General features: G+C 33.2%; 21 protein-coding genes. 18 read left to right on the top strand and 3 right to left on the bottom strand.

Features of this window, described 5'->3' with window-relative positions; genetic code table 11:
- Position 1: 1 nt before the first annotated feature.
- The 8 genes from rfbD (at position 2) to ACM55K_RS10600 (ending at position 9,174) form a co-directional block, all read left to right on the top strand.
- Positions 2 to 874 carry a dTDP-4-dehydrorhamnose reductase gene (gene rfbD, locus ACM55K_RS10635; RefSeq protein ID WP_416850208.1) on the top strand — a complete coding sequence of 291 codons (873 nt, stop codon included), beginning with the start codon at positions 2 to 4 and terminating at the stop codon, positions 872 to 874.
- Positions 875 to 1,012: 138 nt separating this feature from the next.
- The gene (locus ACM55K_RS10630) at positions 1,013 to 1,405 is read left to right on the top strand and encodes an endonuclease domain-containing protein (RefSeq protein WP_416850207.1); all 393 of its coding nucleotides are present in this window, start codon (positions 1,013 to 1,015) and stop codon (positions 1,403 to 1,405) included.
- A 181-nt stretch (positions 1,406 to 1,586) separates the two neighbouring features.
- Complete coding sequence (rfbB, locus tag ACM55K_RS10625) at positions 1,587 to 2,633, top strand: dTDP-glucose 4,6-dehydratase (protein WP_416850206.1); 1,047 nt, start codon at positions 1,587 to 1,589, stop codon at positions 2,631 to 2,633.
- 300 nt (positions 2,634 to 2,933) lie between these two features.
- Entirely contained in the window at positions 2,934 to 3,803 is an 870-nt protein-coding gene (gene rfbA, locus ACM55K_RS10620; RefSeq protein WP_416850205.1) for a glucose-1-phosphate thymidylyltransferase RfbA, read from the top strand.
- A gap of 222 nt (positions 3,804 to 4,025) precedes the next feature.
- On the top strand, positions 4,026 to 4,979 hold the full coding sequence (locus ACM55K_RS10615) for an MraY family glycosyltransferase (RefSeq protein WP_416850204.1): 954 nt from the start codon (positions 4,026 to 4,028) through the stop codon (positions 4,977 to 4,979).
- A 48-nt stretch (positions 4,980 to 5,027) separates the two neighbouring features.
- Positions 5,028 to 5,603 (top strand): sugar transferase, encoded by a 576-nt coding sequence (locus ACM55K_RS10610; RefSeq protein ID WP_416850203.1) that lies wholly within the window; start codon positions 5,028 to 5,030, stop codon positions 5,601 to 5,603.
- Between the two features lie 305 nt (positions 5,604 to 5,908).
- Positions 5,909 to 7,048, top strand: a complete 1,140-nt coding sequence (locus tag ACM55K_RS10605; protein WP_416850202.1) for a DegT/DnrJ/EryC1/StrS family aminotransferase — start codon at positions 5,909 to 5,911, stop codon at positions 7,046 to 7,048.
- Between the two features lie 158 nt (positions 7,049 to 7,206).
- Positions 7,207 to 9,174 carry a polysaccharide biosynthesis protein gene (locus ACM55K_RS10600; protein WP_416850201.1) on the top strand — a complete coding sequence of 656 codons (1,968 nt, stop codon included), beginning with the start codon at positions 7,207 to 7,209 and terminating at the stop codon, positions 9,172 to 9,174.
- A 236-nt stretch (positions 9,175 to 9,410) separates the two neighbouring features.
- Here ACM55K_RS10600 and ACM55K_RS10595 read toward each other — a convergent pair whose 3' ends face one another.
- Positions 9,411 to 10,151, bottom strand: coding sequence for a tyrosine-protein phosphatase (locus ACM55K_RS10595; protein ID WP_416850200.1), 741 nt, complete (start codon positions 10,149 to 10,151; stop codon positions 9,411 to 9,413).
- Positions 10,152 to 10,416: 265 nt separating this feature from the next.
- Between ACM55K_RS10595 and ACM55K_RS10590 the strand changes: the two genes are divergently transcribed.
- Together ACM55K_RS10590 and ACM55K_RS10585 are read left to right on the top strand one after the other, a co-directional pair.
- The gene (locus ACM55K_RS10590) at positions 10,417 to 10,881 is read left to right on the top strand and encodes a VOC family protein (protein ID WP_416850199.1); all 465 of its coding nucleotides are present in this window, start codon (positions 10,417 to 10,419) and stop codon (positions 10,879 to 10,881) included.
- Positions 10,882 to 11,829: 948 nt separating this feature from the next.
- Positions 11,830 to 12,297, top strand: coding sequence for a hypothetical protein (locus ACM55K_RS10585; RefSeq protein WP_416850198.1), 468 nt, complete (start codon positions 11,830 to 11,832; stop codon positions 12,295 to 12,297).
- A gap of 356 nt (positions 12,298 to 12,653) precedes the next feature.
- Here the strand turns inward: ACM55K_RS10585 and ACM55K_RS10580 are convergent, their stop codons facing one another.
- The gene (locus tag ACM55K_RS10580) at positions 12,654 to 13,166 is read right to left on the bottom strand and encodes a hypothetical protein (RefSeq protein WP_416850197.1); all 513 of its coding nucleotides are present in this window, start codon (positions 13,164 to 13,166) and stop codon (positions 12,654 to 12,656) included.
- Positions 13,167 to 13,885: 719 nt separating this feature from the next.
- On the bottom strand, positions 13,886 to 15,334 hold the full coding sequence (locus ACM55K_RS10575; protein WP_416850196.1) for an ATP-binding protein: 1,449 nt from the start codon (positions 15,332 to 15,334) through the stop codon (positions 13,886 to 13,888).
- A gap of 1,154 nt (positions 15,335 to 16,488) precedes the next feature.
- Between ACM55K_RS10575 and ACM55K_RS10570 the strand changes: the two genes are divergently transcribed.
- From ACM55K_RS10570 to ACM55K_RS10535, 8 genes are all read left to right on the top strand, one after another.
- The gene (locus tag ACM55K_RS10570; RefSeq protein WP_416850195.1) at positions 16,489 to 16,869 is read left to right on the top strand and encodes a hypothetical protein; all 381 of its coding nucleotides are present in this window, start codon (positions 16,489 to 16,491) and stop codon (positions 16,867 to 16,869) included.
- Between the two features lie 382 nt (positions 16,870 to 17,251).
- Entirely contained in the window at positions 17,252 to 17,593 is a 342-nt protein-coding gene (locus tag ACM55K_RS10565; protein WP_416850194.1) for a transposase, read from the top strand.
- A 704-nt stretch (positions 17,594 to 18,297) separates the two neighbouring features.
- Entirely contained in the window at positions 18,298 to 19,167 is an 870-nt protein-coding gene (locus ACM55K_RS10560) for an ABC transporter permease (protein ID WP_416850193.1), read from the top strand.
- Positions 19,168 to 19,249: 82 nt separating this feature from the next.
- Positions 19,250 to 20,131, top strand: a complete 882-nt coding sequence (locus ACM55K_RS10555) for an FkbM family methyltransferase (RefSeq protein ID WP_416850192.1) — start codon at positions 19,250 to 19,252, stop codon at positions 20,129 to 20,131.
- Between the two features lie 163 nt (positions 20,132 to 20,294).
- Complete coding sequence (locus ACM55K_RS10550) at positions 20,295 to 21,143, top strand: glycosyltransferase family 2 protein (RefSeq protein WP_416850191.1); 849 nt, start codon at positions 20,295 to 20,297, stop codon at positions 21,141 to 21,143.
- A 169-nt stretch (positions 21,144 to 21,312) separates the two neighbouring features.
- Positions 21,313 to 22,584 carry an ABC transporter ATP-binding protein gene (locus ACM55K_RS10545; RefSeq protein ID WP_416850190.1) on the top strand — a complete coding sequence of 424 codons (1,272 nt, stop codon included), beginning with the start codon at positions 21,313 to 21,315 and terminating at the stop codon, positions 22,582 to 22,584.
- Between the two features lie 7 nt (positions 22,585 to 22,591).
- Positions 22,592 to 23,557 (top strand): FkbM family methyltransferase, encoded by a 966-nt coding sequence (locus tag ACM55K_RS10540; protein ID WP_416850189.1) that lies wholly within the window; start codon positions 22,592 to 22,594, stop codon positions 23,555 to 23,557.
- A gap of 28 nt (positions 23,558 to 23,585) precedes the next feature.
- Complete coding sequence (locus ACM55K_RS10535) at positions 23,586 to 24,821, top strand: glycosyltransferase family 4 protein (protein ID WP_416850188.1); 1,236 nt, start codon at positions 23,586 to 23,588, stop codon at positions 24,819 to 24,821.

The raw sequence follows: 24,821 nt of genomic DNA, 5'->3' as shown, positions 1-24,821 counted from the left end.
TATGAAAAAAATTTTAGTGACGGGAGCAACCGGACAATTGGGTTCGGAATTAAAAGTATTATCTAATAATTACTCCCAATTTGAATGGGTTTTTGCGGATAGAACGCAAATCTCATTGGATAATTTGTCGGTTTTACAAAGTCAATTAGAAACGATTAATCCAGATTTTATTTTGAACTGTGGTGCCTATACGGCAGTAGATAAAGCAGAAACAGAACAAGAATTAGCGGATATTGTCAATCATTTAGCGGTGTCCATTATAGCTCAATATGCCAAAGATAATTCAGTTAAATTAATTCACATTTCTACCGATTATGTTTTTGATGGAACTTCATCCGTTGCATTGACCGAGGAAGCCACAACGCAACCTATTAATGTGTATGGAGTAACCAAAAGAGCGGGAGAGTTGGCTTGTTTAGAAGTCAATCCCGATACAATTATCATCAGAACATCATGGGTGTACAGCAGGTTTGGAAATAATTTTGTGAAAACCATGCAACGTTTGTTGCAAGAACGAGACAGTATTGGTGTGGTCAATGATCAGGTTGGTTCTCCAACTTATGCGGCCGATTTAGCTCAGGTAATGATGGACATTATAACCGCACAAGAGTGGATTCCAGGGATCTATAATTATTCGAATGAAGGGGAAATCAGTTGGTATGAATTTGTTTTGGCTATCCAGGAAATTGGAGGTTATACTTGTGAAGTGAATGGTATTCCTTCATCGGCTTATCCTACACCTGCAAAGCGTCCAGCTTTTTCTTTATTGGATAAAACAAAAATCAAGCGCATATATGGGGTGAGTGTACCAGAATATAAGGAAAGTTTGCGAAAATGTTTAAATGATACAATTTTCGTTTTGCCCCGTCCCTAAAGGGAGCCGAAAATCCAGGACTTAATTTCAAATGAGATCTAATGTAAATCGTATTCAGTGTTCATTTTTTTGCCCTCCCCGCAGCGGGCAGGGGTAAACAAAAAAGGAACTCTCAATATTTTGTTTTAAACAATTCAAATGAAAAGAAACCCATTCCGCTCTGATAACATGTGGAAAGATGCCGCACCAGAGATTTTTTCGAATGCTAAAAAACTAAGGGGGAATGCTACCAAAGCGGAAGAAATAATGTGGTTAGAGTTGAGGAATAATCAATTGGAGGGGTGTAAATTTAGAAGGCAGCATCCGCTACTTAATTACATAGCAGATTTTTATTGTCATCAATTAAAATTAGTTATAGAGATTGATGGCGGTTATCATCAAACAGAAGAGCAAAAAAGATTAGATGCCGAAAGAACCAGTGCTGTTGAATTTCAAGGCTTAAAAGTCATACGATTTACCAATGAAGAGGTTATTTCAAATATCTCTGATGTTTTAAATAAAATTAAAGAATTTGTAAAATTAGAAGGATAATGATTTCATAAAATTTTCGTTTTACCCCGTCCCTAAAGGGAGCTCGAAAATGCAGGACTTAATTTTATATAAGATAAGCGTCTTCTATAATTTATTTTTTGCTCCCTTTAGGGTTTTGGGGCAAACAAAAAATGAATTTCGGGAGTTTGTTAAAACTAATTAAAAAACATAAAATCTAAAAATGAAAAAAATATTAATTACCGGTGGTGCGGGTTTTATTGGATCCCACGTAGTAAGACGTTTCGTGAACAAGTATCCACAGTATCAAATTTTTAATTTAGATGCACTTACGTATGCCGGGAATCTCGAAAATATTGTTGATATAGAAGCAGCCCCTAATTATACTTTTATCAAAGGGGACATCGTTGATGCACCATTTATTGACCTATTATTTGCTGAGCATCAATTTGATGGTGTTTTGCATTTAGCTGCCGAATCTCATGTGGATCGTTCTATAACTGATCCATTATCCTTTGTGAAAACAAATGTTATCGGAACCATGAATTTATTGAATGCGGCTAAGGCTACTTGGCAAGGGAATTATGAAGGGAAACGTTTTTACCACATCAGTACTGATGAGGTTTATGGCAGTTTGGGTGCCGAAGGTTTGTTTACCGAGACAACTGCCTATGACCCGAATTCCCCTTATTCGGCTTCAAAAGCCAGTTCCGATCATTTTGTTCGGGCTTATGGAGAAACGTATGGTTTGCCTTATGTGTTGACCAATTGTTCCAATAATTACGGACCGTTTCATTTTCCGGAAAAATTGATTCCGTTATTCATCAATAATATCATTCAAAACAAACCCTTACCCGTTTATGGAAATGGAAAGTACACCCGTGACTGGCTTTTTGTTGAAGATCATGCAGTAGCGATTGATTTGGTTTTTCATGAAGGTGTTAACCATGATACTTATAATATTGGCGGATTTAATGAATGGCAAAATATTGATTTGGTCAAATTGCTTTGCAAAATAATGGATGAGAAATTAGGAAGAGCATCAGGAACGTCTGAACAATTGATTTCTTATGTAAAAGACCGTCCAGGGCATGATTTGCGCTATGCGATTGATGCGAGTAAGATAAACAAAGAGTTGGGATGGAAACCTTCGGTTACTTTTGAGCAAGGATTGGAAAGAACTGTAAATTGGTACTTGGAAAACCAAACTTGGCTGAATAATATTACTTCAGGGGAATATGCATCGTATTATGAAAAACAATATTCTTAAAGATATTGTTTCAAATTAATTTATTCTTAAGTGCTATTTTTATACAATTAAAAAAAAAATATTAATTAGATTTAATGTTTATCCTGATAGTTATCTAAAGAATAAAATGGCACACGGATGATACAGATTAAACAGATTTGTACGGATTTTATAAAATAACTAAAAAGGAATTCGTTTAAATTTGTGTGATTCGTTAAATAATAATAATCTGCTAAGCAGACAGTCCTATTAGATTTTAAATTATCTGTAAAAAAATAATACAGACTTTTTTGATTGAGAAGTCTTTAAAAAAATATATAAATGAAAGGAATTATATTAGCTGGGGGCTCTGGAACCCGTTTGCATCCGTTAACGCTGGCCATGAGCAAACAAATGATGCCGGTTTATGACAAACCCATGATTTATTATCCGTTGTCTACCTTGATGATGGCAGGAATCAATGAAATATTAATTATTTCCACTCCACATGATTTACCTAATTTCAAGAAATTGTTAGGGGACGGAGCGGCAATAGGTTGTCAATTCAGTTATGCTGAACAAGCGATTCCAAATGGTTTAGCGCAAGCTTTTGTTATTGGAGAAGAATTTATCGGAAAAGACAGTGTGGCTTTGGTTTTAGGAGATAATATTTTCTTTGGTTCTAATATGGATGAATTGTTGCAATCCAATACAAATCCTGAAGGTGGGGTAGTATTTGCTTATCACGTTTCAGATCCAGAACGATACGGTGTTGTCGAATTTGATTCTAATTTTAAAGCGCTTTCTATTGAAGAAAAACCGTTGGAACCGAAATCAAATTATGCGGTACCCGGTTTGTATTTTTATGATAATTCAGTGGTCGAAATTGCCAAGAATATCAAGCCAAGTGCTCGTGGGGAATACGAAATTACTGATGTGAACAAAGTGTATCTAGAAAAAGGGGCTTTGAAAGTAGGAATTTTAAGCAGAGGAACCGCTTGGTTAGATACCGGAACTTTTAATAGTTTAATGCAAGCTGGACAATTTGTTCAGGTTATTGAAGAGCGCCAAGGGTTGAAAGTAGGCTGTATTGAAGAAATTGCCTGGAGACAGGGATTTATTACGGAACAACAACTAAAAGATCTGGCTGAACCTTTAAAAAAATCCGGATATGGAGAATATCTTTTGGGATTGCTGAAGCATAAATTGTAAGGTTTCTTTGTAGGTTTCGAGTTCCATGTTAGAAAAAACAGATGGATTTCGTTTCTTTAAAACGGTTTGTCAAGTCAAGCCCTTCGTCAAAAGGGCAGGGCAGGTTAAGCCGAGACTAGTTGTTGAATCTCGACTGCGCTCGATTTGACAACGATACCTAGAGATTCTCCTTTTTATATAGAAAGCGATAATAATATACATTTTACAATATTCAATTAAAAAATGGTTTACATTTTCATATTTATATTATTCCTAGTTATTGAACTTATTTATTTTAAAATAGCGGATAAGTACAATATCATTGATAAACCCAATAGTAGATCGTCGCATACTTCCATTACTTTAAGAGGTGGTGGGATTATTTTTCCAATAGCGATTAGTATCGCTTTTTTTTTGGGATACGTTTCTTGGGTAGTAACGCTTGCAGTAGTATTGGTTGCGGTAGTTAGTTTTATCGACGATATCAAGCCGTTATCCCAATTACCCCGATTTGTATCACATGTTATAGCTGTCGGCTTGATTTTTTATGAATTAAACTTATTTCATGAACCCGTCTGGTTGCTTCCTATTGTGTTTGTACTGCTGATAGGCTGGGTAAACGCTTTCAATTTTATGGATGGCATTAACGGCATAACGGTTTTATACGCATTAACTGCTATCGTTAGTTTTTCTTTTTTACCCACTAATGAAACCAATTTGCCATTGCTAATTACTATGGGATTGTCTTGTTTTGCTTTTGGACTATTTAATGTTCGAAAAAAAGCTAAAACCTTTGCAGGGGATGTTGGGAGTATTAGTATGGCACTTTTTTTGGGCTATTTTATGATAAAGACCATTATTGATTCAGGGCAACTCGGGTATATTCTTTTCTTTTCCGTTTATGGGATCGATGCTATTATCACCATCATCAATAGATTGCTTAAAAAAGAAAATATATTTCAGCCGCATCGTTCCCATTTGTACCAATATTTAGCCAATGAAATGGGTTATTCCCATGTTTTAGTTGCCTTGGTTTATGCAGGATTTCAATTGGCATTAAACGGATTCGTTATTTATATGGATACCAAAGGGTATTTAACCTTCTTCTTTATCGGTGGATTTTTAGTGCTACTGACCTTTATTTATTTACTAGTCCGAAAGTTTGTTACTCGTAAAATGGTTTTCAGGGTTTTGTAATTCGTTTTTTGCTTGTATTTTTATCCCACATAAAATACTTCCAAAGGTATGACAAAACGTTTTTTTGATATTATTTTCTCCCTCTTCACACTTCTCTTATTTTTTTGGGTTGTACTGATTTCTTGGCTGCTTGCAGTTATCGATACGCGTACTAATGGAATCTTCATCCAAGAGCGCATTGGTCAATTTGGTGTACCATTCACCATTTATAAACTCCGTACCATACAAATTTCATCGTCTTCTGAAGATGTTCGTATTTCTAAAATAGGTCAGCTACTTCGGAACTATAAACTGGACGAATTACCTCAACTTTTTAACGTTTTAAAAGGGGAGATGAGCATCGTAGGTCCAAGACCGGATTTGCCAGGTTATTATGATTTATTAGAAGGTGAAAAGCGTAAAATATTAGAATTAAAACCTGGATTAACCAGTTTAGCTTCCTTAAAATACACTACAGAAAAATATTTGTTAGAAAAACAGGCATCGCCTATTATTTACAACGACCGTGTTATTTTTCCGGATAAAGTACAGTTGAATTTAGACTATTATTATCATCGAAGTTTTTGGGGAGATATCACCATTATTTTGAAAACAATCTGGGTTACTTTTTTTGGAAAAAAATAATGAGACCGGTATTACCGAATATAGTATAGCAATCGGAATCTTACCACGAAATTTCTTATTTTTGCTTATACTCTAGTAACTTTGAAAATATTGTGTTTTCTTCCTTTCGGATCGAACCCTTCGTCCCTTTGTCAAAAGCTTAGTGAAGTTATAGTCGAATGGAATAAAAAGGGTTTCGACTTTAGTTTATCCTGAGCGAAGTCGAATGGACTCAACCTGACACTACTCTACGTCGAATTTATTCCAGTAAATTAATAGATCAAATAGTGTTTCTACAGTTGCTGTGTTTTTTAAATTTTTAGGACATGCATAAAAATAAAATTTGGCTTTCGGCTCCTCATATGGGAGGTAGCGAACTGAAATACATCCAAGAAGCATTTGATTCGAATTGGATTGCTCCAGTCGGTTCCAACATAGATTGTTTTGAACACCATTTAGAAAAGTATTTAGGGTCAGGACATGTTGCTGCTTTAAACTCTGGTACAGCTGCCATTCATTTGGGATTGATACTCTTAGGCGTTCAGGCGGGTGATGCCGTAATTTGTCAAAGCATAACTTTTTCAGCCTCAGCTAATCCTATTTTATATTTGGGGGCAACTCCTATTTTTATTGACAGTGAACCAGAAACCTGGAATCTATGTCCCATTGCGCTTGAAGAAGCTATTGTAGACAGGATGGCCAAGGGGAAGAAGCCAAAAGCGATAATAGCAGTTCATTTATATGGTGTTCCCTATAAAGTTGATGCCATAAGAGCGCTGGCCGATAAATATTCCATTCCCATTCTTGAAGATAGTGCCGAAGCTTTGGGAAGCAGCTATAAGGGGCAACCATGCGGTACTTTTGGTGATATTGGAATTTTTTCTTTTAATGGAAGTAAAATTATAACTACTTCTGGAGGAGGAGCGCTAGTGGCTCATTCGAAAAAACTAAAAGAAAAAGCTATTTTTTTGGCGACACAAGCCAGAGATGCTGCGCCATATTATCAGCATAGTGAAATAGGATACAATTATAGAATGAGTAATATCAGTGCGGGTATCGGACGGGGACAAATGGAAGTTTTGGACTATCATATTAGCTTGAGAAGAAACGTGCATGAGTTTTATGTCGAATTATTTGCAGCTATCGATGGTGTCACCGTTTTTAAAGTGCCCAATGCTACTTATTTTTCTAATTGTTGGTTGACCACCATTCTAATAAATCCTTTTGAAACCCATGGGATTACGAGAGAAACTTTAAGACTGGCATTGGAAGCAGCAAATATTGAATCCCGACCTTTGTGGAAACCCATGCACTTACAACCTGTTTTTTGCAACTATCCATATTATGGCAACCATATTGCCGAAACCCTTTTCAATAATGGACTTTGTTTGCCTTCGGGTTCCAATATGACTCCTGAAGATTGTAATTGCATAAAATCCGTTATCTTAAAATTATTTGAAAAATAGAAAAAAGAGTTGTTATTTCTAAAAAAAAAGATGAGATAAATTCAGTTTTGTTGTTTAATTGCTTTTAAAACTAAATTGGATTGGTTTGTGTCCTTTTATCCATTAATTAATTCTTATTTTTGTTTTTAATAAAAATAGTAATCTTTAAAAATATTATTTTGAGTGAAACTAATAACTCAGGTTCATCGCCTATAAGCTCTAATTTTTTTTCCAGAGAAAATTTAAAATTTAACATTCATAATTTGAGCTATCTTCCTAGATGGATCATTATCATGATAGATTTTTTGGTTTTAGTTTTATCATTTTTTTTTACCATTCTAATATTTAAAGGAACTGGACTAGAATATATCATTACACCGCATAGCTTTCTATTCATAGGTTCCTTTTTTGCGGTTAATATTTTCTTTTTTTGGTTATTCAGAACGTATTCCGGAATTATTCGCCACTCTTCTTATATTGATGCGGTTAAGCTTTTGTTTTCGCAAATGGCAGTACTTATTATATTTCTTTTTTTTAATTTTGGATATGAATTGCTGTATGGACAGAAAGCATTTTTAAATACTGCTTTTTTTATCAATATAGTACTTTCTTTTTGTGGATTGTTTTTATATCGGGTTATAATTAAGCAAACTTTTGAGTTTTATTTTTCAGAGCAAGGAACAAATAAATTAATTAGAACCATTATTTATGGTACGGATGCCAATGCCATATCAGTTGCCAATGCTTTAAAATTTGAAACACCTTCCCGATTTAAAATTGTTGGATTTGTTGATAAAAACAACCAAAACGCCACCAAACGCATGTTGGATTTGCCCATATTGGTTAAAAAGAAAAAACTACCGCCATTAATGCGTTCGGTGAATGCTCAGGCAGTTATTATTGCTGATAAAAGTTTGTCAAAAGAGGAGCGATTAATCATAGTGGACCAGTGTTTAGAATTCAATTATACCGTATATACAGTGCCATTGATTTCCGATTGGGAAAATCAAAAAGAGATTTCCCAAAAAGTAAAAAGCATTCAAATTGAAGATTTGCTGGAAAGAAAACCGATTGTACTGGACAGTAAGTTAATTTCTAAGCAGCTTAAAGATAAAACCATACTTATTACTGGTGCTGCAGGATCTATTGGGAGTGAAATTGTACGCCAGGTTTTAGTTTTTAACCCACAAACAGTAGTCATTTTAGATCAAGCCGAAACACCGCTGCATCATCTTTGTTTAGAAATGAAAAATTTGGATTCTAATTCGAAAATTCATACCGTTATCGCCGATGTAAGAAATAAAGTCGCTATGGATAACGTTTTTAAACGGTATCAGCCTCAAGTAGTTTTTCATGCTGCAGCCTATAAACATGTGCCCCTGATGGAAGAAAATCCTTCTCAGGCAATTCTTACTAATATAGAGGGGACTAAAAACATTGCCGATTTATCATGCTTGTATAAGGTTAAAAAATTTGTAATGGTCTCTACTGATAAAGCAGTAAACCCAAGTAATGTAATGGGAGCCAGCAAAAGAATAGCCGAAAAATATGTCCAATCCCTGCAATTTAAAAATAAGAATGACGGTGAAAAAAATGCTACAAAATTTATTACCACCCGTTTTGGAAATGTTTTAGGTTCCAATGGTTCCGTAGTCCCTTTATTTACCAAACAAATTGCTAATGGAGGACCGGTTACGATCACACATCCTGATATCATTAGGTATTTTATGACCATACCGGAAGCCTGTCAATTGGTTTTGGAAGCAGGAGCCATGGGAAATGGTGGCGAAATTTATATTTTTGATATGGGAAAACCGGTTAAAATTATTGATTTAGCCAAAAAGATGATTAAGCTGGCTGGATTTATCCCGGATAAAGATATTAAAATACAAATTGTCGGATTAAGACCCGGAGAGAAATTATACGAAGAGTTGCTTAATGACACCTCAAAAACATTGCCTACGTACCACGAAAAAATCATGATTGCAGAAGAGATTCTAGATGAATTTGAAAACCTGAATGCTGATATTGAGGAGCTTATAGGAGTTGCAAATCACCATGAAAACGATCATATTGTAATGAAAATGAAAAAAATTGTTCCTGAGTTTAAAAGTATGAATTCCACTTTTGAATTATTAGACAAGTAACAATTGTTTTTAGAGTGTTACATAAAAAGGTTGTAAAGAATAGTGTTCTTTACAACCTTTTTTTATTTAAGATCCATGAAGTAGCCGGTAGTTTTTTTGGTTTGAGGTCCTCAATACCATTTTATGAAATCGATTTTCGTTTTACCCCAGCCCTAAAGGGAGCTGAAAATCTAGATAATTTTCGTTTTACCCCAGCCCTAAAGGGAGCCAAAAATCCAGAACTTATGTTTTACTATTTATTCAAACTTAAAAAACTGATTGTTGGCAATGGCTTCTTTCAGTGGCAGTATGTCTTTTAGTTTTACTTTTTCATTAAAAGATGAAATATGATTATTGTGATGCACATCAGAACCTACGTAATTGTACATTCCTTTTTGTAGTAATTGCTCGGCTATTTTAGTAATTTGGGTTCCATAATAACCAACAACCGATAATAAATTTAACTGAAACAAACAACCAGCCATTTTTAGTTTTACATACTCATTAAAATTGTTATGGTAAAATAAGTAGCGTTCCGGATGCGCTAAAACCGGAATGTATCCTGCCACCTGCAAGTCAAATAATATGGAATACAACTGAATAGGAGCATTGATATAAGACATTTCTACTAATACATAATTGTCTTTCAATGTCAGTAAATCGTGGGATTGAAAAAGTCTCACAAACTGATCGTCCATCATGTACTCAGCGGCAGCCTTAAAGGGGACAGTGATAGCCTTTTTTCTTAGTTCCGATACCGTTGATTTAGCATTGGATTGAATTTGTTCCTGTGTATTGTCCCATACCTGTTGAATAATGTGAGGAGTAGTAATAAACTGCGAAACTCCAAATCCTTGAAGCGCTTTGGTCAGTAGTAACGTATCGTCTAAAGTTCTGGCACCATCATCAATACCAGGCAAAAGATGCGAGTGAATATCGATATGGTTGTCCGGAATTAGATCCTTAAGTACAGGTTTTGATTTGAATAGTGAAAACATAACGTAAAGATAGAAAAAAGTAATCAGTTCTCAGTTTGCAGATTTCAGAGTAACTACTATGTGAACTGCCGTAAGCAGGTCTAACAAGATTTTGGATTTTCTACTTAATTTAAATGTTTTTTTGTACTTTTAAAGTTAATTAGTAATCAGCATTTTGTGCTTTAAAAATTGTTAAACTTTTGATTTTTAAATAATTATTAGTGATGTATGCTAATGTCAAAAAAACTTCAACAGACAAAAATAGAATACTTAAAAATTAAAAAATATGGAAACATCATACGTCTACCCAGGAGCATACACATTGAATTCCTATATAACACTCAAAGGATGCAGTGAAGCAATTGACTTTTACAAAAAAGCATTTGGCGCAACAGAACGCGGCAGATTGCTTATGCCAAATGGACTAATTGGTCACGCAGAAATAGTGATTGAGGGTTCTTTACTTATGATGGCCGATGAAAATATCGAATGGGGAAATAAAAGTCCTCAAACTATTGGAGGAAACCCGATGTCTTTTGGGTTGTATGTAAAAGATGCAGACGAAGTATTTCAGAAAGCGATTGATGCAGGTGCAACGATGGTAATGCCAATTGAAGACATGTTTTATGGAGACCGGGTTGGACATGTAATGGATCCCTTTGGATATAAATGGATGATAACAACCCACAAAGAAGATATGAGTTTTGAGGAGATGCAAAAACGATCCGATAAAATGTTTTCAGGACAATAGCACGAACTACAAATTGCGAGCAAGTTAAATTTGTTTTTTTGAAAGTTAAATCATTTTGTAATTTGTGACATTCAGCATTAGGTTGGGTTCCGTAGGAATTATGACAAATTCTTCTTATCCTTTACATAATTTATAGCTCCCCCTTTTAAGATCAGTTCAATTTGCCTGTCACTTATATTTAAGACGAGCGGAATTATCATTTGTTTTCCGATAACTGTTGCATTCAAAACTTCCCTGTTTTTTATTGCGGACCTCAGTCCTTCTATTCTTATCACATCACCTTGTCCCAGTTTGTCAAAATCATCTTTGTTTTTGAATTCGAAAGGGATAATACCAAAGTTAATCAGGTTCTGCCAACCGATTCGTGCATACGATTTTGATTGTCCATGGCCCTTTTTTAGATTTATTTCAAACGATATAACTCCTTTATTGCAAGTGTTTTAAATTTTATTTGGAGCATATAAAGTTACTGATTTTTAACTTGGGTAAATTATATTTATTCCTTTTATAACAGTGTTCAGCGATTGAAATTGGATTTTTGGTTTAGGGAGTGTTATAGGCAATTAGGGTTGCACACACGACTCGGGGAGGGCACTCCCTGGGACCAATGTTAAAATTCTTACCGTGATTTTCTGGTCTCGCAACTATAAGGGCGGGTTGAACGTCGAGCTACTTGCGGAGATTGCTTCGCAGATTCGCTGTCGCTTGTGTCTTCCTCCGTCAGGTTGGCAATATTGTGTGGAATTATATTGTGAATCAAAACGACTTGATTTACTTCGTAGGTAATACTGTTCTAGAAGACTATGGTGAAACCAAAAAAGAAACTACTATTGCGTTTGAATATTATCATTTATAATTTTACTACCACCAAATCTGTACTACTGCATGCTATTTATATGTAAATTAGCAATTGCTATTACCACAATTATTAACTAAATATTTCCTATTATGAAAAATCTAGGCCTTTTTTGTTTGCTGCTTGCTTGTATTGGATTTCAAAGTTGTAAAAAAAATCAAAGTCCAAAAGTCGTTCAGGTTGAAAAGCCGATAGACGTACAGTGCTATAAAGCGTTGTATCAAGAAGATACTATTGAATTAAAAATGAATACTTTAAAAAATGGAAAAATAACCGGAGATATGGTGATGAAATTTTTTAATTTGCCGAAAAAGGTTGGGAAAATCGCCGGAGAATTCCGTGGAGATACTTTATTTGCCAGCTACACATTTATTCAGGGAACGTATGATAAAATAACATACAAAAATCCAATGGCATTTCTAAAGCGAGGTAACGAACTCATTTTAGGCAATGGGAAAATAGAAACCACTATGGGTGCCTCTTATTTTGTTAAAGGCGTACCTATAGATTTTGAACGTGTGAAATATAAATTTACAACTGTTGACTGCGTCGATAAATGATGAACAAATATGGGAGAAAGTTACTGCTCTTTTTGACTATTTTTGTAGATGAAGAGTCTTTTTTCTTTTGTCTTAATTGCTCACGAGTTAATAAATTATTGGAGTTCATGACTCTTTGATTTCAAAAGAAACAAAAAATATTCTTGGGTTATTATTGTTTTTTGGTATTCATGAATCTTCGATTTCAAGCCTCAATATTTATATCCCAAAATCATTGGACGCATTTTCTTATCGCGACCCCAGCTGCTCTTGCTTTACACTTGACCCGGGGTTGGGGTTCTCATTGACTGATACAAACCTAACTTTCCCTAAAGACTAAAGCCAAATCTCGTCAAATGCCTTTTAGTATCAGCTACTTACTTTTTATTTTCTTCGTCAACAATTAGTTTCAAAGAATTGATATAATCAGTATCAAATTCTATAACTCTTATTTTTTTTTGCTTAAAACTCATTTCACCCTCAAATCTCCCTTCGGTTCCCAAAAAATCTATTACCAGTTCTTCCTCATTTAGTTCTATGAGTTTACCCAGATAGACAGCTTTATCTGACTTTTTTGTAATCTGAAAAATCTCGTATTTATTCGCTAGAAAATTTATAATTGAAGACAAATCTTTAAGCGGAATTATTTCCTCTGCACTTGTTTTTAACCCTTTAAGCTTAATTACTCTTTCTGTAAATTCATGATCCTTGTCTTGAATAATTGACTTTACATTTTTGTTTTTTAATATCGTATAGCCATCAATTATAAAATCAACAGGATTATTTTTAAGTAAAATCCAATCTTCAGTCCAATCAATAAGAAAACCATTAAAAATTTCTTTTTTATCGTCAAATTCTATTGAAATTAATTGTCGTAAGTATTTTTCCATTATGTTTTTTTAAGTTTCGAGAGCAGTTTGCTACTGACGTCAGTTACCCGAAGCGTCGGGATAAAAAGCTCCAAACGAATATACGTTTAGCTAATTAGAAAGTAAATATATGGGATTTAAAATACAATTTAAATATTTCCTCCAAAAAAAACATCCATTAAAGCCTAAGTTAACATCAACAAGAAGGAAAATTAAGAGCTTATTTAAAAACCTGTTTTTAAGGACCTAAAACGGACTTTTTGATGAAGTATGTTTTTCTAAACTCTAGGTAGAATAAAAATAAACCTCTCTTAAAAGTCCCGAAACTTCGGGATAAACGGGGTTGAATGTAACATTAGGGTAAGTGGATATTTTTATTGATGAAGAGTGTTTTTTCTTTTGTCTTGATTACTCACGAGTTAATAATTTATGGGAGTTCGTGACTCTTTGATTTCAAAAGAAACAAAAAATATTCATGGGTTATTATTGTTTTTTGGTATTCATGAATCTTCAATTTCAAGCTTGAATATTTTTATCCCAAAAATCATCGGACGTATTTTCCTATCGTGACCCCAGTCGCTCGTGTTTCAAACTCGGCTCCGGGATCACTTCCTGTGGACAACGCTTAAATTCTTACCGTAATTTTCTGAAGTGGCAACTATAAAGGCGAATAGAAACGGAGTTTAATTGTATTTTGCTCCGTTTTAAGTTCTTCGAGCGGGCGGGTCGGTAGCATTTTATTACCAATTAGATTTTATTTCTAATGTGTTAACTCCTATGTTATAAGCATAAACGGCTGCTGGAACGTAGGTTATATTTATTTCTTCTATGGTTTTGTTGTCTGATATATCAATAGTAGTTACCAATGTGGCTTTAAAATTATTTTGTTTGCAGAAATAGATTAAACTATTCAATTCTTGTGGTTTTTCCACATAACGATTGCTCCATTTGATTTCTACACACCATTGCGGTTTAAATAATTTGTTGTCTAGTAATACAATATCCACTTCGCCTTCGGAGCGTCCCATTTTCCATCGGGCATATTTTAAATCGAGATTTTCACGATGCATCCATTGTGAAAAAATAGCGGTTTCGACCATATTGCCCGTTTCTTTGTCCGTTTCTACAATAGGTGTAAATAAAGCGGTTCGTAAAGAAGAATTGGTTAAATAGACTTTAAAACTGGTAACTCTTTTAAACTTTTTAGCGTTATCATCAATCTTATGAATTACTTTAATTAAAAATGCCGCTTCCAGATATTCTAAATACTTTTTGATAATTTCTTTTGCAATACCACTGTCTTTTCCTAATCTTTCAAAAGAAAATTCATTTCCTGTATTATAGGCCAAATAACTAAAAAAGCTATTTAGTTCTTGCACGTCTTTGATGCCATATAAACTGGGTAAATCTCGAAGTAATACTTTATCTACAATATCATTTTTTACATAACGTCCCATATCACTTTGTATCTTTTCTGACAAGACCACTTCGGGATAACCGCCAAAGTTCAGATAGTGAAAAAATTCTTTGTTGAATACCTTGTTGTCGTGGGTAATAAAAAAAGGAATTTCTTTGCCATTGTACAGTATAGTTTTTGGCTGCACCAAATGATGCAAACCCTTTAAATGAATATATTCGTGAAAAGTAAGAGGTGGCAACATAAAATCGGTAAAACGACCGGCACCACTTTCGGAGCTTTGCAAGCGTAAGGCAGCAGCAGCCGAACCCGATACTACAAATTTGGTTTTTGGATAAGAATCTACCAATACTTTAAGATGGCGTTCCCAATCTTTAAGGTATTGAATTTCATCAAAAAAAACAAAACAACCTTCTAGGTTATTTAATTGCACGGCTTCTTTTGCCAAGAGCAGAATGTCTTCTAAACTCAGGTGCATATAAATAGGATTGTCAATGCCTATGAAAAAGATTTTTTGGGGTGCAATGTTTTCCTTGATTAGCTCTTGAATGGTGTGATACATCATTACTGTTTTCCCCACACGGCGTGGTCCCATAAGGACTACAGCTCGCTTGATGTCGGTTTCTTTTACAAAAGGATAGAACAAATCAAAATACAATCTTTTAGACATATCTTGATAGGTTTGTTGCACATTGCCCGATGCCCACCAAGGGTTTTCGTATTGCAAACGTTCTATTCGTTTGGATGTTGGAATAACAGTATCAAAACTCATAATAGTTCTTATTTTTACACAAATGTAAAAATAAGTATTTAAAAAATATCTTATTTTTACAAAAAAGTTACTTTAAGTTATTTTAAATGATTTTGAAAACTTAATTTTACAGATGTACTTAATACATATATTAAGTAACGAGTGGTCTAATCAATAATTAATTCTATTATGTTCTCAGATAACATAAGTTTTATATCTTGTAAAGACAGTCACGGAATGCAGTTCCGTCTTCGAGGTAAAAATATAAGGGCGAGTAGAGTTTGGAAGTGTTTTCTTTGCAGGTTTCTTTGCAGTTTTGTAAACTTTGCGAACTTTTATGAAGAATATCGATAGGTTTTGGGGTTATTGAAATACATCTTCTTTGCAAATCTTTGCAGAAAAAATCAAATTTTTAGTAATCAAACAAGAAAGCTATTATTATCAGTTACTTACGAAAGGCCATTTGCAATTTTGTTTGCAAAAAACAGTGATTTTTATAAACCTTTCAACAACTTTTGAAAAGAATAATTGTAAAGTGGTATTGATTATTTCGCAGGCTCTAAAGTCTATTTTCTATAAAAAAATCAAGTTTCTTTTCAAGAAAGAGTGTTAGAGTTTCGAATCCTTTTTTAGCTCAATCGCTTGCTATATAGAGGATTTCTGCGTCCGATAAAAAATTAATGGGGCAAATATGGGTCAAAAAAAGTTTTTTTTAAAAGGTAAAATAGCGACGTGTCGTTCTTGGCAAATGAATAAATTGCTGCTAAAGAAGCTATTGTTGCTATGATACTTTCAATGTGCATAATACAAATATATAGAATTTCTTTTATTTTTTCCCGTTGCTCCAACTATCGTTTTTAAACCAGTTCCTTTTATACTCGAAGATTTTACCCCGGATGTAAACACCAATAATTATAACTGGTATTGCTATAAGAATTTCATACCACCGCATTGTGATTATAGATTTGATTAAGACCTCAAACCTATATTTTTATAATGGCAGGGACAAACAGTATGGTGTGTGATTCGCGAATTGAATATTTAAAATTGAGTGATGAAAGATCCATGTTCTCGGACTTTGTAAAAAAAAAATATTCTTATATTGTAAGGTTGTGAGTTTTTTATCAACAGAACTTGTCTTGTCCGAAAATAGGTTTACACAAAAGTGTAAAATTATGGAAAGATATTCAAAAGAATCTTCATCAAAATGGCAATCAAAATATAGTGAAGAATTTAAAAGGTTTGTTTGTAATGAATTTTTAACTAGAACATCAACAAGGCGAGAAATTGAACATAAGTATAATATCGGCAATTTACGCTTAACATATTGGTTAAGAGATATTGGATATGATTATTCAACTCCCAGTATTGTACCTTTGCCCAGGATGAAAGATCAAACAAACAAATTATCTGATAGAGAAGCAAAAGAATCTGTATCACAGTTAAAAAGAGAGCTTCAAGACGCTCGACTTTTAGCTGAGACTTATCGAAAAATGATTGAGATAGCTGAACAGGAATTTAAAATCAAAATTGTAAAAAAGTCCAATACCAAGTAATTCAGGAGATGAAACACAATTATCCTAAAATTGGTTTAGGCAAATTTTGCCAATTACTTGGTGTAACTCGACAGGCATATTATCAACATTTTTGGTATCAAGAACAACTTGTTTCTGAAGATGAATTAATTGTTTTGTGAGGTATTAAAAATCAGAAAAAATCATCGTCATATGGGAGGAAGAAAGTTATATGAACTTTTACAACCTTTCTTATTAGAGCATCAAATAAAAATGGGTAGAGATAGACTATATGATGTTTTATCAGCTAATTATCTTTTAGTTAGACGTAGAAAAAAAACAAACTTTAACGACTAATTCATTCCATAGATTCAAGAAATATCCAAATCTTATTCGAAACTTTGTTCCTGGTGCTCCCAATCAATTGTGGGTAAGTGATATTACTTATTGGAAGATTAAAGACTGTTTTCTATATATCAGTTTTATTACCGATGCATATTCTAGAAAAATTATTGGCTACCATTTAGGAGGTAGTTTGCAAACATCTGAAACTATTCAAGCCTTAGAAATGGCAATTCTAAATCTTTCAACGGAACATAAAAAATCATTACAATTAATGCATCATTCAGATAGAGGGACACAATATTGTAGTAATGAATATGTGAAGTTATTAGAAATCAATAATATTGGTATCAGTATGACAGAGAATGGAGATCCTTTAGAACTTTACTTTTACATGAGGATTTTTATTTTACCCCTGCCCTAAAGGGAGCTGAAAATTTAGAACTTTACTTTTAAATAGGACTTTTAAAAACACTCGTTCTCGATAAGATTGTGTAGAAATGCGGTCGCTATTTTAAGTCAAAAATGTATTGAGAAGTTGTTTAAGGAGTTCTCAATATAATTTTAAAGCTATTTGTGTTGTTTAATTAGGGATATTATCTTAGCTTTAAAAACCACTCGAACTCACGGGTACTTTAGCTTTCATATGGTTCTCGATACAATATTAACGCTCTAGTTAATTTATAAAATCGAACTGACTCTTCCATAAAACTTAGGGTAGACTATTAATGGATTAAGCCAAAAATAGATGGATAAGCTTTCCAAGTATTAATATGTCGATAGATTGCTAATTATTGCTGTTATTTATAAATGAATAGTATATTCGCTGAAAAACAACTCTTATTAATAAATAGGCTTTGGCTCCATACTGTTAGTTAGAGCAGCCAAGCATATCCAGAACTTTACTTTTTTATATTGGTTCTGATTCTACGTAGTAATTAAGTAGACGATAATACTCGAAAATAAATACGATATGATGCTGTTTTTTAATGCAATACCAAGAGCAAATTATTTATATTTGCTTCGTAATGATGCTGTTTAGTTAATAGTTGAGTAAGTCTCTCGACTGCGCTCGAGAAAACACGCACGAGAAAATAAAATCAATAATTAGGATTTTAGCATAAACCCATGAGTCACACCGAACATACAAATACCACTTGGCTGTTTGAAATAACACCAAAAAATAAATTCTTCTCACTTAATTTGAAGGAAGTCTGGCAATACAGGGATTTGCTTATGCTTTTCGTAAAAAGAGATGTGGTGACCGTTTACAAACAAACTATCCTGGGGCCACTTTGGTACTTGATACAGCCCTTGTTTACCGCGATTACCTTTACCATTATTTTTAATAATGTAGCAGGAATTGATACCGGAACTGTTCCGCCGTTTTTGTTTAACTTGGCAGGAATTACCGTTTGGAATTATTTTACCGCTTGTCTTACGGGAACCTCGAATACCTTTGGCAGTAATGCAGGAATTTTTGGAAAAGTCTATTTTCCCAGGCTGATTGTGCCTATATCAATTGTGATTTCTAATTTGATTAAATTTGGAATTCAATTTTTCATATTTATTGCCTTTTATATTTATTATTATTTTCAAGGAGCAACAGTAAGCTTAAATGGATCTATATTGTTTTTTCCATTATTGATAGTAATTATGGGCGTTTTAGGATTGGGATTGGGAATGTTTATTTCCTCTTTGGTAACCAAATACAGGGATTTTAGTAATTTGATTGGTTTTGGAGTACAATTGCTGATGTATTTGTCGGCTGTGATGTATCCTATGGCATTAATTAAAGAAAAACTGCCTACTTATGGTTGGCTCGTTCAGTATAATCCGTTGGCGTATATTATAGAAACCACCCGATATATGTTGTTGAATGTAGGGCATATTTCTTATTTGGGATTGGGTTATACTTTCTTAGTCACGGTGATTGTGTTTTTTATAGGAGTCCTAATTTTTAATAAGACGGAGAAGAGTTTCATTGATACGGTTTAGTGAATAGTACTTCGTGTTCAGTCGCAGTTATTCAGTTTTTAAATGGAATTTCGAATAAAAAGTAAAGATTTAATATAATGTAATGAAAAAATACATCCATAGCGTATTAAAAAAACTGGGTTACAAAATTTCAAATATAGCAAAGAAAGAAAAGGATTTAAAAAATCTAGTGCGAAGTTTTACAGTTCAGAATGATCCTCATAATTTAGTTTTTAAATCAGCTCCTTATTTATTTGAAATTAAAAAATATTTTCCGGAGCTTGTTCTGGAGCGTCATGAGGATGGCGTTTTAGCCAGTTTTAATGATTTGAAATTATACATAGAATCTCCTGAAGAGTTTTTTATAGTGAAGGAAGTATTCATCGAAAAAGATTACAATTTACTGTCAAATGAAAGCTTCGTTGTTTTTGATATAGGAATGAATATAGGGATCAGCTCCTTGTTTTTTGCGTTAAACAAAAATGTAGTAAAAATATATTCTTTTGAGCCTGTTGTAATAACCTATACTCAAGCATTGTATAATCTTGAATTGAATCAAGCCTATTCCAATAAAATCGAAGCATTCAATTTTGGACTGGGCGGTTCCACCCGAGTGGAGAAAGTGCTGTATAATTCACAAGCAAAAGGCAACTGTGGTATACGATTAGATTCAAGCCTTGTCATTGACAGGAATAACGCCAAAGAAATTGAAATAGATATCAAGAACATTAGCGATATACTTCCTGATTTGATTGGAAAACACTCCAAACAGAAAATGGTCTTAAAAATAGATTGTGAAGGTGCTGAATATGAGATATTGCAAAAACTGAATGACACGAATTTATTGGTTGCCATTGATGTATTGTTAATTGAATGGCATGATAAAGGATCCACTATTCTGGAAGATATATTAATTAAAAATAATTTCAGGGTAATATCAAGGTATTTGACTCCAATTACCGGGATGATTTATGCTTTTAAATGATTAAAATAACTAATATTGTCAAGTCGAGCGCAGTCGAGACTAGCGTTTGAGTCTCGACTGCGCTCGACTTGACAAACCTTTTAAAGAAACGACATTAGTTTATGTTTCATAATATTTATAGCAGAGCCAAATAAAAAAAATAGACGTTTTAAAACGTATGCCTATGCCTAAAGTCTCCATCATTGTTCCTTGCTACAACCAAGCCCAATACTTGGACGAAGCCCTGCAATCCTTATATGACCAAACTTATACTAAATGGGAATGTATTATTGTTAACGATGGTAGTCTGGATAATACCGAAGCAATTGCACAAAAATGGGAGTTTAAAGACTCTCGTTTTATTTATTTATACAAGGAAAATGGGGGCGTTAGCAGTGCCAGAAACTTGGGGGTTAAAGAGGCAAAAGCCGAATTCATCCTTACCCTAGATGCCGATGACAAGTACGAAGCTACCTTTATTGAAAAAGCGCTTACCGTCATACAAAATAATGACGAAATAGGCATCGTGAGCAGTTGGGGAAGGTATTTCACCAACGAAAAACAGCTACAGGTATTTAGATCAACTGCACAATCTGTTGCTGATTTTTTGTTTCATAATGGGGCAAATAATGGATCTTCGCTATTTCGGAAAGCATGTTGGGAACAAGCGGACGGATACGATGAAAACCCGGAAAACGGCTATGAAGATTGGGAGTTTTATTTAAGAGTGTGCGCCTTGGGGTGGAAAGTGCATATCATTGAAGAGGTTTTGTTTTTTTATAGGCAGAGCATTATTTCCAGAAGTGCGGGAATGAACAGGAAACACAACACCACCCAAAAATACATTTATATCAAGAACAAGGACATTTATTGTACGCATTATGAGGACTTGATCGATCGGCTTTTAACGGTTTCAGATTTAGAAAAAGCGGAAATCAATAAATTTAGAAACACGATTGATTATAAATTAGGGGCGGCAGTATTGAAACCATTGCGGAGCATAAAATGGTTTTTCTTGAATTTTTTCAAATAATCCCAATTTCAAAATCCTATATTCATAATCCATTGCCAAAAACCTTATATTGCCTTAATACTTATATGGTTTAAAAAAGTTTAGCATATAAGGCATATAAGATTCATATAAGAAAAAAAATAAAATAACTTTGTGCCTTAGCGCCTTAGCGGCAAAAAAAACAATCCAATTGAAAGACATAATCCTTAAAGCCGAAAACATCTCCAAGCAATACCGCCTCGGGCAAGTGGGTACAGGTACGTTGACACATGACTTGAACCGATGGTGGCATCAAGTGCGTGGCAAGGAAAATCCCTATCTAAAAATAGGAGATACCAACGACCGAAGCACAAAAGGAGAAAGTGATTATGTTTGGGCCTTGCAAGACATTAATTTTGAAGTGGAACGTGGCGAAATCTTGGGTATCATAGGCAAGAACGGAGCGGGAAAATCTACACTGTTAAAGATTTTATCACGAGTTACGGCACCAACCACAGGCAACATAAAATTTGGTGGGCGAGTTGCCTCTTTGCTGGAAGTAGGGACTGGATTTAACGGAGAAATGACGGGACGCGAAAACATTTATCTGAATGGCGCCATTCTGGGGATGACCAAAAAAGAAATCACCTCCAAGATTGACGAAATTATTGAGTTCTCAGGTTGCGAGCGTTACATAGACACGCCCGTAAAACGCTACAGCAGCGGAATGTATGTGCGTTTGGCTTTTGCCGTAGCTGCATTTCTCGAGCCTGATATTTTAATCATTGATGAGGTTTTGGCCGTAGGTGATGCCGAGTTCCAGAAAAAAGCCATTGGGAAGATGCAGGATATTTCTAAAGGTCAAGGAAGAACCGTTTTGTTCGTGAGTCATAATATGGCAGCGGTAAAGAGTTTGTGTACTAGGGGAATTTTACTGGAAAACGGGAAGATAAAAGAGATAAATAACATTAATAGTATAATCTCTAATTATTTATTACTGAATTCCGATTTAAGTGCTGAATGGAAAAGAGAAATTAAAACTGATAGTGATTTATTTTTTGATAAAATTTATGTTTCAAATTCTGATTTGCAGATTACAAATCAAATTGCCTCGGGTGAGGATTTTACAATAAATATTTTTTTAAATGCTATTAATAGTATTAGAAATTCTACAGTTTCAATTAAGTTTGTAAATACTGAGGGTATTGCTGTTTTTACAACTTCTTTACATGATTATGATAATGATTTTGAAGTCATTAAAAAAGGTAGGTATAAATTAATTGCTGACATATCAAAAAATATTCTTATGCCGGGTAGTTATAATTTGGTTATTGCTTGTTTCGTTTCAAGAACTAAACTTTTTGACATTTTAGAAGATAAAATATCAATTAAAATTGAGGATTTAGGTGTTAATAAAAGAGATTTAGACAGAGAAGGATTTGTTGTGCCAAATTATAAATGGGATTTTTTAAAATTAGAATAATTTCGAAATGAAAATTAATATCTATCATAGTGTAATTTATAATTTTTTATTAAAGACTTATAAATTAAGAGACAAGCAAGGTTTTTTGGGAAAATGTTGGTTGCTACTTTGGAATTATTCATCTAAAATCTTTTCTGGTGCTGTATCAACTACCATTCATGGTTATAAAGTTAAAGTTAATAATGGCAATTCATATGCTCTTTATGCCAGGCTGTTTCCAAATTATAACAATCCATTATTGCAACTTGTCGATTCGGTTTATGAGTTATATAATCGAGAACTTTGTATAATAGATATTGGTTCAGCTGTTGGTGATACTAATTTATTTTTGATAAAGAATTTGCCTGACAAAATTGGAAAAATTTACTGCATAGAAGGTGATTTTGAGTTTTTTAAATATTTAAAAGAAAATAAAAAATACTTTCCAGAAAGTCACTTGTTTAATGTGATGCTAAGTGAATCTGACAATAACAAAATCAGTAGTTTGATAAAAACTCATTTAGGAACAGCAAGTGCTATTGGAGAAGAAAAAGTTAAAACAATAAGTTTAGATACACTTTTGTTTGATAAATTAAAAGGAAGAGTTGATATAATAAAAATAGATGTTGATGGCTATGATGGTAAAATATTAAAAGGGAGTGGTAAAATATTACAGCTTTATAAACCTTTTGTTATTTTCGAATGGCATCCCATTATGATAAAAAAAACTCAAAATGATTTTAATGAGCATTTTGAAATACTTAACAAATTTGGATATAATAGATTTTTATGGTTTAATAAATACGGCGAGTTTAGTCATTTTGAATTAAAAGAAGGTTATTTAAATCGTGAAGAGTTGATTAAATTGTGTTTAAGAGATATACATGATTATGATTGGCATTATGATGTAATTGCAATACACTCAGAATCAGATGTCGATATTTTGAAAATTGCAGAGTTGAAAAAAGCAAAATTAAGAGAATCAAGTTTCTAGTATAAGTTTTAAAATTATAAAATTTGATATGAATGTATTGTTCGACGCTACTTGGATTGGTACTCATTTGAAGCAAAATGTAATGCATGGAGGTTTGAGAGTAATTTATGAGCTTACCAAACGGCTTGAAAATTCTAATGAAGTTGATTTATTTTATTCTTCAAACAAATACGATAGAGCTATAATTAATAATTTAGCTGCATTTATCGAAAAAAATAAATATTCAAGCCCTCAAAATAAAATAGCAAATAATCAAACTGAAATATTCAAGATACTCCATTATTTGAATTCAAAAGCTGATTCCTATTTAATTAAAAATTGGAGTACTAAGCAATTTTTAAAATTAAATCATTTTGATAAAAATATGATAAAAAGGATGGATATTTACCATTCCCCACTTGAAGCTATACCTAATGAGATAAAAAAGTATAAAAACATTAAAAGAGTTTTTACCTCTCATGATTTAATGCCTTTTACTAGACCTGATTTGGCACCTCCAAGTTTTGTAGAGCTTTTAAAACCGGCTTATGATTCAATAGATCGAGAAACAAAAGTTATATGTGTATCTGAATTTACTAAATCCGAATTATTGAATTACAGGAAGGATTTAGACGAAAGTCAAATAGAAACTGTTTATTTAGGAGCTAATAAAAATATATTTTTCCCGAATTTAGATGAAACAAAATTTTCAGTACTATCTGAAAAATATAACTTAAAGTTTGAAAAATATTTATTGTGTTTAAATAGAAATCAAAAATATAAGAATACGGAACATGTTATTGAGGCTTATATTAAAGTAGTTAATGATAGTAAAAATTCTGATTTAGGATTAGTTTTAATAGGAACATTTGATAGTATAGAAATGAAAAAATGTAGTATAGATAAGTATAAAGGATTTAAACATATTCATTTTATAGAGTATGTTCCTGATGCTGACTTATCAGTTTTTTATTCAAATGCATTGAGTTTTGTGTATATGTCTCTTTATGAAGGTTTCGGTTTGCCTATAATTGAAGCAATGCAATGTGGAACTCCCGTAATTTCATCAAATCAAGCATCGTTACCTGAAGTTGTTAAGGGATTTGGTATTTGTATTGATCCTTTTGATGTGGAATTATTAAGTGATCAAATATGTTCAATTTTAGATGATTCTGAATTGCGAAAAAAATTAACGAACAAATCTCTTGAACGATCTAAATTTTTTTCTTGGGAAAAGAATTTAGAAGAGACTGTTCAAGTTTATAAAAAAGCAATTAATAATTAA

Origin of the sequence: Flavobacterium arabinosi (assembly GCF_048158725.1) — a bacterium.
In the GTDB taxonomy this organism is placed as follows: domain Bacteria; phylum Bacteroidota; class Bacteroidia; order Flavobacteriales; family Flavobacteriaceae; genus Flavobacterium; species Flavobacterium arabinosi.
This window is presented reverse-complemented; position numbering and strand designations above follow the sequence as displayed.

Coding starts and splice junctions, on each gene's coding strand:
- ACM55K_RS10580 (WP_416850197.1), bottom strand. CDS start 13,166: ATGGAAAAATACTTACGACAATTAATTTCAATAGAATTTGACGATAAA.
- rfbB (WP_416850206.1), top strand. CDS start 1,587: ATGAAAAAAATATTAATTACCGGTGGTGCGGGTTTTATTGGATCCCAC.
- ACM55K_RS10555 (WP_416850192.1), top strand. CDS start 19,250: ATGAAAAAATACATCCATAGCGTATTAAAAAAACTGGGTTACAAAATT.
- ACM55K_RS10595 (WP_416850200.1), bottom strand. CDS start 10,151: ATGTTTTCACTATTCAAATCAAAACCTGTACTTAAGGATCTAATTCCG.
- ACM55K_RS10550 (WP_416850191.1), top strand. CDS start 20,295: ATGCCTAAAGTCTCCATCATTGTTCCTTGCTACAACCAAGCCCAATAC.
- ACM55K_RS10590 (WP_416850199.1), top strand. CDS start 10,417: ATGGAAACATCATACGTCTACCCAGGAGCATACACATTGAATTCCTAT.
- ACM55K_RS10575 (WP_416850196.1), bottom strand. CDS start 15,334: ATGAGTTTTGATACTGTTATTCCAACATCCAAACGAATAGAACGTTTG.
- ACM55K_RS10540 (WP_416850189.1), top strand. CDS start 22,592: ATGAAAATTAATATCTATCATAGTGTAATTTATAATTTTTTATTAAAG.
- rfbD (WP_416850208.1), top strand. CDS start 2: ATGAAAAAAATTTTAGTGACGGGAGCAACCGGACAATTGGGTTCGGAA.
- ACM55K_RS10630 (WP_416850207.1), top strand. CDS start 1,013: ATGAAAAGAAACCCATTCCGCTCTGATAACATGTGGAAAGATGCCGCA.
- ACM55K_RS10560 (WP_416850193.1), top strand. CDS start 18,298: ATGAGTCACACCGAACATACAAATACCACTTGGCTGTTTGAAATAACA.
- ACM55K_RS10585 (WP_416850198.1), top strand. CDS start 11,830: ATGAAAAATCTAGGCCTTTTTTGTTTGCTGCTTGCTTGTATTGGATTT.
- ACM55K_RS10610 (WP_416850203.1), top strand. CDS start 5,028: ATGACAAAACGTTTTTTTGATATTATTTTCTCCCTCTTCACACTTCTC.
- ACM55K_RS10605 (WP_416850202.1), top strand. CDS start 5,909: ATGCATAAAAATAAAATTTGGCTTTCGGCTCCTCATATGGGAGGTAGC.
- rfbA (WP_416850205.1), top strand. CDS start 2,934: ATGAAAGGAATTATATTAGCTGGGGGCTCTGGAACCCGTTTGCATCCG.
- ACM55K_RS10535 (WP_416850188.1), top strand. CDS start 23,586: ATGAATGTATTGTTCGACGCTACTTGGATTGGTACTCATTTGAAGCAA.
- ACM55K_RS10615 (WP_416850204.1), top strand. CDS start 4,026: ATGGTTTACATTTTCATATTTATATTATTCCTAGTTATTGAACTTATT.
- ACM55K_RS10570 (WP_416850195.1), top strand. CDS start 16,489: ATGGAAAGATATTCAAAAGAATCTTCATCAAAATGGCAATCAAAATAT.